The sequence below is a fragment of the Microbulbifer okhotskensis genome (assembly GCF_023895975.1).
In the GTDB taxonomy this organism is placed as follows: Bacteria; Pseudomonadota; Gammaproteobacteria; order Pseudomonadales; family Cellvibrionaceae; genus Microbulbifer; species Microbulbifer okhotskensis.
Genome location: NZ_JALBWM010000316.1, coordinates 1 through 932, shown reverse-complemented (window position 1 = coordinate 932; position 932 = coordinate 1). Strand labels below are relative to the sequence as shown.

1 protein-coding gene is annotated in these 932 nt (G+C 45.9%); it reads right to left on the bottom strand.

The window, feature by feature from the left end:
* Positions 1 to 123: 123 nt before the first annotated feature.
* Positions 124 to 732, bottom strand: a complete 609-nt coding sequence (locus tag MO867_RS22275) for a glutathione S-transferase family protein (protein WP_252473253.1) — start codon at positions 730 to 732, stop codon at positions 124 to 126.
* Between the last annotated feature and the right edge of the window lie 200 nt (positions 733 to 932).

Below are 932 nucleotides of genomic sequence, written 5' to 3'. Positions count from 1 at the left end.
CGACCAGAGCGCTGCTTGATCAGGCCTGTTGAACACCAGAATTGACAATAACTCGTGGCCAAGTTATGGGGAACCTTTTTTCACGTGAGGCAATTTGCATACAACCATAGGCAGGAATAGTAGCTATTCATCCCCCACAATTTCGGCGAACACGCTATGAGTCTCTCGATAACACGGTCGTTGCCGGATACGTGCAACGTAGGCAGCAACCTTAGGTGATGCATCGATCAAGTTAAAGCTTATTGAGAAGTCCAGCAAACCGCCAAAGACTACGTCGGCAGTGGTAAATTGTTCACCAAGTGCCCAACCAGTTTCAGGCGTCATTGCTTCTACAGTTGCCAATACCCGAGGGACATCTCCCCACCCTGCCGACCTCGGCTCAGGATGCGTTACTCCAGATGCAGCGAGTGAGAGTGCTGGTTCAATTGTATTGCCTGCGAGAAACAGATAGCGATAATAGGTTGCACGGTCAACAGAGCCTATTTCAGGTGCAAGCTTCTTTTCTGGAAACTTGTCTGCAAGGTATGCACAAATGGCTGCCACTTCCGTAACCACTACATCACCATCTACAAGTGTAGGCAGCTTACCCATCGGGTTAATTTCCCGAAACTCCGGCAACTTATTCTCATCGGATGTAAAGTTGATGAGGATTTGTTCGTGCTGAACATCCAGCTCTTTAAGCATCCAGTCTGTGGTGACCGCTCTGCTCATTGGATTAAAGTAGTGCTTCATGTTTAGAGTTCCTCATTGCCATATGGCGAAGTTGAATAATGATGTATTGATTACGAGACGTTATTCATATTAAGAGGGAAAGAAATCTATTGAATTGAAGGATAAGGTAAATTATGCCGATCTGTGGCATATTAGATGAATGATAAATCAATACTTCGGACAGTTTTAGGGGGCGAAATAGGTAGGAACCACGGCCAGAT

Excerpts from the sequence above, each read along its gene's own strand:
- MO867_RS22275 (WP_252473253.1), bottom strand. The coding sequence starts at position 732 with ATGAAGCACTACTTTAATCCAATGAGCAGAGCGGTCACCACAGACTGG.